Annotated in this window: 10 protein-coding genes; 5 read left to right on the forward strand and 5 right to left on the reverse strand. The window is 34.8% G+C overall.

Going from position 1 to position 12449, the window contains the following annotated elements; genetic code table 11:
* Positions 1-66 precede the first annotated feature (66 nt).
* The 3 genes from ACZ0AH_RS01340 (at position 67) to ACZ0AH_RS01350 (ending at position 3772) form a co-directional block, all read left to right on the forward strand.
* Complete coding sequence (locus tag ACZ0AH_RS01340; RefSeq protein ID WP_463474099.1) at positions 67-828, forward strand: exodeoxyribonuclease III; 762 nt, start codon at positions 67-69, stop codon at positions 826-828.
* A gap of 209 nt (positions 829-1037) precedes the next feature.
* Entirely contained in the window at positions 1038-1982 is a 945-nt protein-coding gene (locus tag ACZ0AH_RS01345) for an OmpA family protein (protein ID WP_463474100.1), read from the forward strand.
* 752 nt (positions 1983-2734) lie between these two features.
* Complete coding sequence (locus tag ACZ0AH_RS01350; protein ID WP_463474101.1) at positions 2735-3772, forward strand: aldo/keto reductase; 1038 nt, start codon at positions 2735-2737, stop codon at positions 3770-3772.
* A gap of 114 nt (positions 3773-3886) precedes the next feature.
* Here the strand turns inward: ACZ0AH_RS01350 and ACZ0AH_RS01355 are convergent, their stop codons facing one another.
* The 5 genes from ACZ0AH_RS01355 to panC all read right to left on the reverse strand — a co-directional run bounded on the left by ACZ0AH_RS01355 (position 3887) and on the right by panC (position 9846).
* Complete coding sequence (locus tag ACZ0AH_RS01355) at positions 3887-5866, reverse strand: biosynthetic peptidoglycan transglycosylase (protein ID WP_463474102.1); 1980 nt, start codon at positions 5864-5866, stop codon at positions 3887-3889.
* 20 nt (positions 5867-5886) lie between these two features.
* Positions 5887-7248: a DNA repair protein RadA gene (radA, locus tag ACZ0AH_RS01360; RefSeq protein WP_463474103.1), complete on the reverse strand. Its 1362-nt coding sequence runs from the start codon at positions 7246-7248 to the stop codon at positions 5887-5889.
* Entirely contained in the window at positions 7248-8402 is a 1155-nt protein-coding gene (locus ACZ0AH_RS01365; protein ID WP_463474104.1) for an alpha/beta hydrolase, read from the reverse strand. The genes radA and ACZ0AH_RS01365 overlap by 1 nt, the downstream gene beginning before the upstream one ends.
* A gap of 200 nt (positions 8403-8602) precedes the next feature.
* On the reverse strand, positions 8603-8953 hold the full coding sequence (panD, locus tag ACZ0AH_RS01370; RefSeq protein WP_115887625.1) for an aspartate 1-decarboxylase: 351 nt from the start codon (positions 8951-8953) through the stop codon (positions 8603-8605).
* 14 nt (positions 8954-8967) lie between these two features.
* A complete protein-coding gene (gene panC, locus ACZ0AH_RS01375; protein WP_463474105.1) occupies positions 8968-9846 on the reverse strand; it encodes a pantoate--beta-alanine ligase in 879 nt (292 codons plus the stop codon).
* A gap of 78 nt (positions 9847-9924) precedes the next feature.
* On the opposite strand from panC, the gene ACZ0AH_RS01380 reads away from it, so the two are divergent.
* Together ACZ0AH_RS01380 and ACZ0AH_RS01385 are read left to right on the forward strand one after the other, a co-directional pair.
* On the forward strand, positions 9925-10731 hold the full coding sequence (locus ACZ0AH_RS01380; RefSeq protein ID WP_463474106.1) for a glycogen/starch synthase: 807 nt from the start codon (positions 9925-9927) through the stop codon (positions 10729-10731).
* Between the two features lie 21 nt (positions 10732-10752).
* On the forward strand, positions 10753-12441 hold the full coding sequence (locus tag ACZ0AH_RS01385) for a DUF4270 domain-containing protein (protein ID WP_463474107.1): 1689 nt from the start codon (positions 10753-10755) through the stop codon (positions 12439-12441).
* The last annotated feature ends 8 nt before the right edge of the window (positions 12442-12449 follow it).

Consider the following 12449-nt stretch of genomic DNA (forward strand, 5'->3'; position numbering starts at 1 on the left):
TTCGTAGATTCAATCACAAACTTTCCACTTTTTTATTACATTTGGATTCCTTAAAAAAAAACTGTAATGAAAATTATTTCTTATAATGTAAACGGAATTAGAGCTGCGATAACCAAAGGGTTTATCGAGTGGCTGCGAAATGCAAATCCTGATGTTATTTGTCTTCAGGAGATAAAAGCGACACAAGAGCAAATTCCGGTTGATGCCATTAGTGACGCGGGTTATCCGTATCAGTATTATTATCCTGCAACAAAAAAAGGCTACAGCGGAGTGGCAATTTTATCAAAAATAAAACCAAACAATGTGGTTTACGGAACCGGAATTCACCACATGGATTTTGAAGGACGTAACCTTCGTGCTGATTTTGATGATTGTTCTGTAATGAGTTTATATCTTCCGTCAGGAACAAATATCGAAAGACTGGATCATAAATTTATGTTTATGGATGACTTTCAAACCTACATTAACGAACTAAAACTATCGATTCCTAATTTAATTATTTGTGGCGATTACAATATTTGCCACGAAGCAATTGATATTCATGATCCGGTTCGCAACAAAACCGTTTCAGGATTTTTACCGCAGGAACGCGCCTGGCTTGACGGATTTATGAAATCTGGTTTCGTCGACAGTTTCCGTCATTTCAACAAAGACCCGCATCATTATTCATGGTGGAGCTACCGCGCCGGAGCCCGAGGCAATAACAAAGGCTGGCGTATCGATTACAATCTCGTTAGCGATTCTTTGCAGCATAGATTAAAACGTGCCGTTATTCTTCCGGATGCTGTTCACTCAGATCACTGCCCGGTTTTGGTCGAAATCAAATAAAGTTTGGTATTGTTCTTGTTGAAGGATTAGCAGTTTTTAAATGAAGATTTAGTTATGCGGCTATTTTGGAATTTGAAGCTATTTCCTGCTGTTCCTTCCAATCTTTTGCGGACACAAAAGGATTTTCCCTCCCATCAGGGCTAGGGCTTTACGTTAAACAAGATATTTTTGAATTATTAATACGCCCCAAATAAAAACCAAAAAGTAAAATGATTAAAAAAACCTCCATCGGATTACTAGTCTTAGCGATGTCTATGACTTCATGTGTATCCAAGAAAATCTACAACGATCTTGAAACAAAATATTCAGATCTTAAAAAAGAAAATCGTTCTATTGCGGATCAAAATGCCGATTTGCTTAAAGCAAAAAATGAATTAGAATTAGACCGCGATAAATTAAACAAAGATTTAGCGAGCACAAAAGATGATCTTGCCAAACAAAAAGCCGATTTAGCAGCAGCGCAAAACAAATTCAAAGTTTTACAGGATTCTTATAATGCATTAGAGAAAAACAGCAACGATGCATTAGAAACCAACATGGCCAAAAACCGTGAATTATTGGCACAATTAGAAGCAAAATCCAAAAAACTAGCCGAAGAACAAGCGCGTCTTGATAAAACAGCAAGCCGCCTAAACGAACTTGAAGCAATGATTGCTGCAAAAGAAGAAGCAATGCGTAAACTAAAAGAAACGTTATCAAAAGCCCTAAACGGTTTTGAAGGAAAAGGTTTGACAGTTGAGCAGAAAAATGGAAAAGTATACGTTTCTATGGAAAACAAATTGCTTTTTAACTCAGGAAGCTGGGCTGTTGGAACAGAAGGTAGAAAAGCAGTTGTAGAATTAGGAAAAGTTTTAGGAGACAATCCGGATCTTTCGGTTCTTATCGAAGGACATACAGATGATGATCCGTACGCAGGTTCAGGACCAATCGCTGACAACTGGGATTTATCGACTAAAAGAGCTACGGCAATTGTAAATATTTTAGGCGAAAACAAAAAAATCAACAAGCAAAAATTAACGGCAGCAGGACGCAGCGAATATTCTCCGCTTGCAAGCAATGCAACTCCGGAAGGAAAAGCTAAAAACCGTAGAATCGAAATCATCTTAACACCAAGATTAGATGAAATCGCTGAAATGTTGAATAGTATAAACTAAGTTGCTAAGTCTCTAAGAGGCTAAGGTTCTAAGGGACTAAGTTGCTAAGATTTCAAAAGGCTCAGAGTTTTTACTTTGGGCCTTTTTTATTTCCTACAGGGTTTCCAAAACCTTGTAGGTATAATTTGAACCCAACATTTTGTTATTCTTAAATACCTACAAGGTTTTGGAAACCTTGCAGGAGAGCTAAAATGAGATTTAATCGTACAAGCGTCGTCCCTAGGTGGCATCTTTTGGTGTGTAAACAATTGTCTACCGATATGTAATCTCTACGAGATATATTTAAAGAAATATTCCGTTAGGAATTACATGTCGGTAGAAAAAAAATGGCGACTCAATAAAAATGTCCCGTAGGGACTGCACTCCTGTTATGAATCGTAAGCTAATTTTAATATTATTTAGATATAATTTAAGTCCCATCGGGACGTTATATTTATAGAATGTTTTAGTTTTTTAAATAAACCCCATCGGGGTGACATATTTTGCAATCAAAATGGAATCAACATATCGCTCCGCTGGAGCTTGAATTTGAGGGTCGTGTAAATTGCTATAGATATGATGCTGCGCTGGAGCTTCTGATATTTTAATGAATTCAGTTTTGGAATTTGAAAATTGGGGATTTATATTCTTATTATTATTTTAACTTTTGTACATTTTCATTTGAAAAATCCCGTCGTATCTTTGAAGCTTATTGGTCACATGAAAAAAAACTTAGAATCTCAGCCACTTAGAAACTTAGCTACTTAGAAAAAATGAAATACACTACTTTACCCAACACCGATATAAAAGTTAGTAAAATAAACCTCGGGACAATGACTTTCGGACAGCAAAACACAGAAGCCGAAGGACATCAGCAAATGGATTATGCGCTTGAAAGAGGAATCAATTTTTTTGATACAGCCGAAATGTATTCAGTTCCGGCCAAACAAGAAACTTACGGAAGTACAGAAAAAATCATCGGAACCTGGTTTAAGAAATCAGGAAATCGAGACAAAGTGGTTTTGGCTTCTAAAATTGCGGGCCCAAATCCAAATTTCACTTATATGCGTGAAAAACCAGATTTCTCGCCTGAAAGTATTAAATACGCTTTAGAAAACAGCTTAAAACGTCTGCAAACAGATTATATCGACTTGTATCAAATGCATTGGCCGGAACGATTAACCAATTATTTTGGACAACGCGGTTTTAAAGATTTTGATGATCAATGGGAAGATAATTTCAGAGAAGTTCTGGAAACTTTTGATGGATTGATCAAAGAAGGGAAAATAAAACATATTGGCGTTTCGAATGAAAATGCCTGGGGAATGATGCGTTTTCTGGAAGAAAGCAAATATCAAAACCTGCCAAGAATTAAAACCGTTCAAAATCCGTATAATTTATTAAACCGTCTTTTTGAAGTAGGTTCTGCCGAAGTAGCCAAATATGAAAATGTAGGTTTATTGGCTTATTCGCCTTTAGCGTTTGGCGTTTTAACAGGTAAATTTTTAACCGGAGAAGCACATCCAAATGCAAGAATTAACCTTTTTCCGCAATACACACGTTACAATAGCGAACAATGTACGCAAGCGACAAAATTGTATCAGGAAATTGCCCAAAAGCACGGATTAACGTTAACGGAACTTGCAATGGGTTTTGTGTTGCAACAGCCATTTTTAACCAGCGCAATTATTGGTGCAACCACAATGGAACAATTAAAAGAAAACATCGACACCATTGATGTGTTTTTATCAAAAGAAATTTTAACTGAGATTGCAGCAGTTCAGGCAATAATTCCAGATCCGGCTCCTTAATAAGTTATGCCACAAAGACGCGAAGTCGCAAAGTATTTTTAAAATAGAAATACTTTGCGACTTCGTCATTTTATGAATAAACTTTTTGTGTCTTTGTGCCTTCGTGGCAAATAATTATAAATCAAATTCATCTCCACTAGACAAAGAATCAACGGGAATTGCTGTTGAATCCGGAGCTTTAATTCGTAATAACGAACGCGCGCTTCCTGAGATATAAACAGGAAATTGACCAATCGTATCTTCCGGAATTAAAAGTCCTCTGCGGAACATTAAATTCTTTAAGAATTTTTGATTTTTCAAGGCATAATCTTTCAAGTTTCCTTGATCATTAAATTGATACATGAATTTTCGGGGCTTCGGAATAATAGTAGCCAAATATAAACATTCGTCTACATTTAAGGCAGAAGGGCTTTTTTGGAAATAGAAATGACTTGCTTCGCCAATTCCGTATACATTTGGACCCCATTCGATGATGTTGAAATACACTTCCAGCATTCTTTCTTTGCTTACCACACGATTATTTTCAAGAATATAAACCAATAAAATTTCTTCAAGCTTTCGCGAAAGCGTTTTTTCTCTTGTCAGGAAAACGTTTTTAATCAGCTGCATGCTAATGGTGCTGGCGCCGCGCGAGAATTTTTTGGTTCGGATATTTTTTAGAATTGATTGTTTGAAAGCTTCATTAATAAAGCCGCGATGCTGAAAGAAAGAAGGATCTTCAGTCGTAAGAACACATTTTCTTAAATAAGGAGAGATCTGATCTAAAGGCGTGTAATTCGGATTTGCATTTCCAACCAAAACCGGACGCTGCAAAACATTCTGAATAATAGCACGATAAACAAATTCTCTATTTAATTTGTTAAGGTCAGCTTCGCCATATTTAGTGATTTTTAAATCTTCTTTGTTCAGTTTACTGTCAAAAACTAAAGTATTAGGCTTGTTTTTATTGAATCTGAAATCAAGTTTATAGTCAAAATTCCCGGTCGCTTCCATTCCCTGAAAATGCGTAAATAATCCGTCAGGCAAGGAAACAATAAAATCCTGCGCCAACATCTTCGGAATATTAACTTTTAAAGTATAAACAGTATCTTTTTCAGTATTATAAGAGATGTACGGATGCAATTTTATCTTGTTCAATTGCATCGATGAAGTACTATCAATTGAAATAAAATCATCACCTAATAAAAAGCGATAATCAAAACGGGCGTTTTTGATTACGACATCTTTACTGGCAATTTTTGGATGATTAATTTTAAGATTTGTGATCGAAGTATAACCATCAATATGCAATTCGCTTCCGTCTTTTTCGATGTTTTGAACATTTAATCGGATCGAATCAAAACTTGCTTTTAAGTTATAACGTTCATCTAAATAAGGAACTCGAATTGCTCCCGTATCTAAATTAAAGAAACGAATATCTGCTTTTTTATTTCTTGGATCTGCAAAACCTTTTATGTTCCAGCGCTGATCAAAATTTTTGCTTTGAACATGAAGACTGGTTTCGAGCTGTTTGTCGTCTAAAACGAGTTTATTTATAGCAATTGCCGTTTTTTTGCCATTATCATCAATTTTGAAATTCAGATTCTCCAACCTCATATCTGTCGGAACTAAATTTAATAATTTTGAGATAATGCGATAGGCAAAAGTGGCATATTTGCGTTTTTCGTTTTTATCCGTATCTGATTTATCTCTTTTTAAGAAAGCATCAAAATTGCGGATTTTACCTTTTTTGACTAATTGAATATAACCGTTGTTGACTTTTAAAGTTCCAACCTGAACATCTCCAATTAATAAATTTGCCAGACTAATGCTGGTTTCTATTTTTTGAATGTGACAAAGTGTGTCGGCATTTTTTGGGACCAAAATAACATCGGTCAGTTTAATTCCTGATAATCCTTCAAACGAAGCCGATTTTACAGAAAAAGTACTGTTATAATCAACCGCCATTTTGTGCGTTACTTTAGCAATAGCCTGTTTTAAAAGCGAATTACGAAAATAGTAAAGTCCAACACAAAGTAAAACCAATACCAGGGCAAGTATTTTAAGGGCTTTGAATATTTTTTGTTTTGGAAAATTTAGTTTTGGAAATTTCATAAAGTAGGTTTATAAAAATATTATCCAAAAAGAATACTGGCGACATCTTCAATTTTGGCGACAAGCTCGATTTTGATTCCAGTGTTTTTTAAGGCAATTTTATTGTACTTGGATACAAATATAGTGGTGAATCCTAATTTTTCGGCTTCCTGAATTCGTTGATCTACTCGATTTACAGGACGAATTTCACCTGAAAGTCCAACTTCTCCCGCAAAACAGAATCCTTTTGTTACCGGAATATCTTCGTTTGAAGATAAAATAGCAGCAACAACCGCAAGGTCAATTGCCGGATCATCAACAGAAATTCCGCCGGTTACATTCAGGAAAACGTCTTTTGCGCCCAAACGGAAACCGGCTCTTTTTTCTAAAACGGCCAAAATCATGTTTAGCCTTTTGGCGTTGTAGCCAGTCGTACTGCGCTGTGGCGTTCCGTAAACTGCGGTGCTTACCAGTGATTGAATTTCGATCATTAGCGGACGCATGCCTTCCATAGTTGTGGCAATTGCGGTTCCCGACATTTCTTCGTCTTTGTGCGAAATCAAAATTTCTGACGGATTGCTGACTTCTCGCAAACCGCTTCCTAACATTTCATAAATTCCCAATTCGGCAGTAGAACCAAAACGGTTTTTTAGCGAACGCAAGATTCGGTAAACGTGATTTCGATCGCCTTCAAACTGCAAAACGGTATCAACCATGTGTTCCAGGATTTTTGGTCCGGCAATATTTCCGTCTTTGGTAATATGTCCAATTAAAATAACCGGAATATTGGTTTCTTTAGCAAATTTAATCAGTTCAGCAGTGGTTTCCCTAATTTGAGAAATGCTTCCTGCTGTAGATTCAATATAATCAGTATGTAAAGTCTGAATCGAGTCAATAATGACAATTTCAGGCTGAATTGCTTCAATTTGTTTGAAGATATTTTGTGTCTTGGTTTCCGTCAAAATATAGCAGTTATCGCTATTTGGCGTTATTCTTTCGGCACGCATTTTTATCTGTTTCTGACTTTCTTCTCCGGAAACATATAAAGTTTTATAAGGTAATTTTAATGATATCTGTAGTAAAAGCGTGCTTTTTCCAATTCCTGGTTCTCCTCCCAAAAGGGTTAAAGATCCCGGGACAATTCCGCCGCCAAGAACTCTGTTTAATTCGCCATCGGTTGTGTCCATACGAATTTCCAGAGCCGAATCAATTTCGTTAATTTTTAATGGGCGGGGCGCTTTACTGCTGGAAGTTGGTTCACTTTTCCACGCCACTTTTTCCTGCTTCTGAATAATTTCTTCGGCAATAGTATTCCATTCTTTGCACGCGTTGCATTGCCCTTGCCATTTGGCATATTGGGTTCCGCAGTTCTGGCAAAAAAAGGAAGTTTTAACTTTTGACATTATTTACTAGTTTTTGCAAGTGTATTCATCTGGTCGATTTTCTCGTACATCAAATCTTTATTCAAATCGCCAATTGGTTCCATTTGAGATGCATTTTGATATTTTTTTGATGCTCTTTTAGGATCACCCATTTTCTCGTACATCAATCCTAATTCGTATTCTCCCAACATTGCTTTTGGATAGTTTACGTTTCCAATTTCTGCCATTCTTCCTAATTCATCATAAGCATTTTTCTTCAGAATAATATTTTCTATTACTTTGAAATCGCTCATTCTAACCGGAATCTGAACACCCATAACTTTAGACATCATGTCGTATTTGTTTTGCAGGTAATCAGCATAACCCGTTTCAAGAACGGCAATTTTATCGTTGTATTCAGCAGAATTTATAGGTCTGTAAATTTCAAAAATCTGATATAATGCACTCGGAATCGAATGCAAAACTTCTGTATAATGTGTGGTTCCTTTAAATAATTCGTATTTGTAATTTACTAACGGATTATTGGCAATTTTAATATTACTGTCTAATTTTTCTATCGGTTCCTTGATTTTTTTGATGTCGCCATCAGCAGCCGAAAGATAATAGAAGTAAGGTTCTTTTAGCTTTGCAAATTTCTCCGGAATACGAACTTCCATTTTTGGGGCAAGTTCTGGACTTAAACAAATATAAGCGTTGAAAAGAGGCTGTTCTTTAAATAAATAAAAATTAATAAAACTGGCCGTTATGTCATGACCGGCAATAATCCTAAAAGGTGTTGTACGGTATTTTTTCTCGATATACGGAATTAATTCAGCGCCAATAAATTCAAAAAAGTTTGCTCCTTTTTCAAAAGGTAAACCGGTATTTTGGTCAATTGTAGTATCGTCGTAACGTTCTCCGTCTTTATTTTGATGAACACCAATAATAATCATTTCAGGCAAATCGTCCCAATAAGCGCCGTAACTTACTGCTCCGGAAAACGGATCAAACAAATAATCGCCATCTAATAAATATAAAACAGGATATTTTTTGTCAGGATTAGCTTCGTAAGATGCAGGAAGTCCGATGGTTATTCTTCTTTCTTCTCCAAGTTTTTCAGATTGGATGTTGTCGAATTTTTTCTGTGAAAAAGCAGAAATTGAAATAAAGATAAAGAGTAGGTAAACTTTTTTCATGATTTGAGGTATTTCAGTAAATTAGAAAGTATTGAAATAATGTAGCAATATAACAATTTATTTGCTTTTTTGTTGCGGAGGAATTTTAAAAGAAATCAAAATTAGGATTGAAAATATATTTTTGATTTTAGGCAAAAGCAATGCTCTTTGTGCAAAAGTAATTTTGACAAATTAGAAGAAATAAGGTGTAAAAGGGAAACTTAGGTTAACGAATTATCGTTTTCATTAGGAAAAATGATCCATGGTTTGAAGGTTTTTGCTTCTTCAAAATCCAGGGTTGCATAGGAGATAATGATGATAATATCGTCTTTTTGAACTTTTCTGGCTGCAGGACCATTCAGGGTTATTTCGCCTGAATTTTTTATTCCTTTAATAGCGTAAGTTTCAAAACGTTCGCCATTATTGATATTTACAATAGATACTTTTTCGCCTTCAATAATATTTGAGGCTTCCAGTAAAGTTTCATCAATAGTAATACTGCCAATATAATTTAAATCAGCTCCAGTTACTTTAACTCGATGAATTTTTGATTTTATAACTTGAATTTGCATAGTGCAAAGGTAAATTAATTTAATGAAATGGTGTCAATCAACCTTATAGAATTAACAAATACCGCTATAAATGCACGGTAATTTTTGTCTTTACTTTTGTGATCGATAGGTAATAATGTAGATTCGTCAGCAATTACAAAATATTCGAGGTCAAATATTTCGTTGTCTTTGAAAGAATTTTCTACAAATTTGATAGTTTCTTCCGGAGTACTGGTCTGGAAAATCTCTTTTGCTTCGGTTAAAGTTTTATAAATAATAGCAGCTTCTTTTCGTTCTTCGGATGTTAATCGCTCATTTCTGGAACTCATTGCCAGCAAGTTTTCTTCTCTAAAAATAGGACAGCCAACAACATTTACAGGCAAATGATTTTTTTCGACCATTTTTTTGACAATCTGCAATTGCTGAAAATCTTTTTCTCCAAAATAAGCATTTGTAGGTGTTACAATTTCGAACAAACGTTTTACAATTGTTCCGACACCGTTAAAATGTCCGGGTCTGAATTTTCCTTCCATTTGATTTTCCAATCCGTCAAAATCAAAATCCTGAGAAACGGTGTTTCCCTCATAAATATCTTCTACAGATGGAGCGTAGAGAATCATTTTATCACTCAAACCGCGCATTTTTTTTACGTCTTCTTCAAGTGTTCGGGGGTATTTTTCGAGATCTTCGGGATTGTTAAATTGGGTTGGATTTACAAAAATACTCACTACGGTATCGTCGTTTTCTTTGATAGATCGTTGCATTAAAGCCAGATGCCCTTGATGTAAAGCGCCCATTGTTGGTACAAACCCGATAGTGGAATTTGCGGTTTTGATAGTTTTCAAATAGGCTATCAAAGCTACTTTACCGTAGAAAATATGCATGGCAGTATTATTAAAATTTAGTGCAAACATAATATATTAGTTATAAACTGCATAAATTTTTGTAATTTTGCAACGTTTTTATTACCAAAAATTAAGTAAAATACTATTATGAAAGATAAGAGGATATTATATGTATCATCTGAAGTCGTGCCTTATTTGGCTGAAAATGAAGTTTCTTTAATGTCTTATGACGTGCCAAAAATGATCAACGATCAAGGAGGTCAGATAAGAATTTTCATGCCAAGATATGGAAATATCAACGAAAGAAGACACCAGTTGCATGAAGTTATTAGACTTTCAGGAATGAATTTGGTAGTGAATGACTTAGATATGCCATTGATTATCAAGGTAGCTTCAATTCCGAAAGAAAGAATTCAGGTTTATTTTATTGATAATGATGAATATTTTAAGCGTAAAGCAACTTTTGCTGACGAAGAGGGAGTTTTGTATCCTGATAATGACGAAAGAGCAATATTTTTTGCAAAAGGAGTTGTTGAAACCGTAAAAAAATTGAATTGGGTTCCGGATATTATTCATGTTCATGGCTGGTTGGCTGCAATGTTGCCAATTTACATGAAACATTACTACAAAAACGAAGCCTTGTTTTCTGAAACCAAGATTGTAACGTCTGTTTACGGGCAATCTTTTGATGAAAATTTAGATTTAGAAATGATTAATAAGGTAAAATTTGATGGAGTTCCTCACGAATCCATTGCTGATTTAGAAACACCTAATTATGAAAATATCCTAAAGGCTAGCATATTACATTCGGATGCTGTGATAATAGCATCAGAAAATGTATCCCCAAGTTTAACAAAATTTATAGAATCTTCAGGAAAACCTTTTTTACCTTTCGCCACGAAAGATGCATTCGCTGAAGCGTATACAAATTTCTATAAAACTATGGGTCTTTAAATTTTAACATTATTATTAAACATGTACAATACTTCTTTTATTAAGAAAATTCTATTAGCTGCAATAGTTGTTCTTTTATATTCTTGCGATAAAGATTTTAATGCCATTGGCGATGAATTAATCGGTGACGATCATTTTGGTCTTGAATCTGAAAAATATGATGTTGTGGCTTACAATCAAGAAGTAACACCAGTTCAGTCAAACGGATTGCCAGCTAATGCATTAGGTATTTATGATAATCCTGTTTTTGGTACAACAACTGCAAATATTAATACACAGGTTACCTTGTCGGCTTATGCACCAACTATTGGAGATGCCCCGGTTATAGAAAAAGTAGTGCTTTCGGTACCTTATTTTAGTCATGCTACAGCTGTTGATTCTAAAGGAGGAAATATTTATGTTTTAGATTCAATTTATGGTCCTGATGCAGGAAAACTTAAGTTAAGTGTTTATGAATCTGGTGCTCAAATGCGTAACAGCTATTTTGACAGTGGATCACAATATGCACAATTATATTATACAAATCAGGATTTAAATGCCAGTGCTGGAAATATAAACTTTAATACCAATAAATTAGGTGCGAGACTGAACGATGATAATTCAGATGGGAATGCACAAAATGATAAATTCTTTTTTGATGCAAAACAAAAGAAGGATTCGGTTTTAGATGATACAACGAAGAAATATACATATACATATACTGCTCCGGAAATGCGTCTAAATTTAAATAAAGCTTTTTTTCAGAGTAAAATTTTAAATGCTCCGGCTTCAAAACTTTCTACCGCAGATATTTTTCAGGAATATTTCAGAGGACTTTATTTTCAAGTTGAAAAATCGGATGGTGTATCAAATATGGCGTTGTTGGATTTTACAAAAGGTGCTAAAATAACAATAACATATAACGCTAAAACCGCTATCACGACTGACGCTGATGCTACAACAGAAGAAAAAACATTAGTAATTAATTTATCAGGAGCGGCAGCTAATTTGTTAAATGATGCTAAGAAGCCAGATTATCAAGCTGCGTTGACAAATAGAAATACAACAACAGGTGATGACAGGCTTTATTTAAAAGGAGGCCAGGGATCGCTTGCAGTTATTAATCTTTTTAGTAAGACAGATTTGATTGGATATGATGCTAATGATGTTTTAGTCAATCAGCCTAATGGAGTTTCAGACGAATTAGATGAAATGAGGCATAATGTTAAAACTAAAAAATGGCTGGTGAATGAGGCTAATTTAGTTTTTAATGTTGATGCAGATAAAATGGCTCCGGTAGATAAAACGGAACAGGTAAATAGGGTTTATTTGTACGATGCGACAAATAATCTTCCTCTTTTAGATTATGTAGACGGAACTTCAGGTAGTTTAACAACGGCCGATCCAAAACAAACAAGATATGTTTTTGGAGGAATATTAAAAGTTGATGCTACTACAAAACGAGGAATAAGTTATAAAGTTAATATTACCAAGCATATACGCAATCTTGTAAAAGATGCTACTGTAAAGGATGTTAAATTAGGATTATCGGTAACTGAAAGTATAGATGTTTTTGCATCAAATTTGCTGGAATTTAAAAATGAAGAAATTTCACAAGTGCCACGAGGTTCGGTTATGGGTCCGTTAGGAACTGTATTATATGGTGGAACAGCGAATGTTCCGGCTGATAAAAAACTGAAACTTGAAATTTACTACACGAAACCAAATTAATAAATATA

The sequence above is a fragment of the Flavobacterium sp. AC105 genome (genome assembly GCF_979258495.1).